This is a genomic window from Bacillus sp. LR--39 (assembly GCF_053613335.1).
Map to the genome: position 1 here is coordinate 1 of NZ_JBSIOT010001076.1, position 638 is coordinate 638.

The following is a 638-nucleotide window of genomic DNA, read 5'->3' on the forward strand; positions in this document are numbered from 1 at the left end:
AATCGACTCGTTCAAGCCGATTTTTGAGAAAAGGGGATGCAGCAAGGTCTGCATCGTCGGTTCACCAAGCCAGCCCAAGCCCAATGCCGTCACGGTGATTCCAAGCTGGCAGGCTGACAAGTATTCGTCAAGGTGCGAGGTCACTTCTTTTGCGGCAAGAGCGCCCTTTTTTTTCTGAATGATCAATTGGTCGATCTTTGTCCGCCTTACTTTGACGATGGCGAATTCGACCGCGACGAAAAAGCCCGTAAATGCGATTAATCCTGCTACTGCAATCAGCTTCAATAACTCCAATGCCCCGCCTTCTCAGTAAAGAAGGCGCCACCTCCTTTTCTATGAAAAACTCATACTAGCTTCATACCACGTGCCGCAGCGCGGCAAACATCATGTTTATTTACGCGGAGGGCGGGCAAAGAAATATAAAACGAGTGGGCCGGAAGAGGAGGAGACAAGTATGAGAGTTTTTCAGGGAGAGGGCTGGACATGGTATCAGCTTGGCCCTCACGAAAAAACAACAGCACAAGGGCTGATCCAGCCCGATCATTGGCCGGAATGCCGAAACTGGTTTCAAGGCGGTCCCTCGGCCAACATCAATTGCCTTGATATCAATGCTGCCGTTCAAGGCAAGGAAGCGATCT

General features: G+C 50.5%; 1 protein-coding gene and 1 pseudogene. One reads left to right on the top strand and one right to left on the bottom strand.

The annotated features are described in order from the left end of the window. On the bottom strand, window positions 1–294 hold a 294-nt coding region (locus ACWHAR_RS28540), incomplete at its 3' end, for a CNNM domain-containing protein (protein ID WP_452088631.1). Between the two features lie 160 nt (window positions 295–454). Between ACWHAR_RS28540 and ACWHAR_RS28545 the strand changes: the two are divergent. Beyond that, window positions 455–638, top strand: a pseudogene (locus ACWHAR_RS28545) (magnesium transporter); the annotation flags it as partial.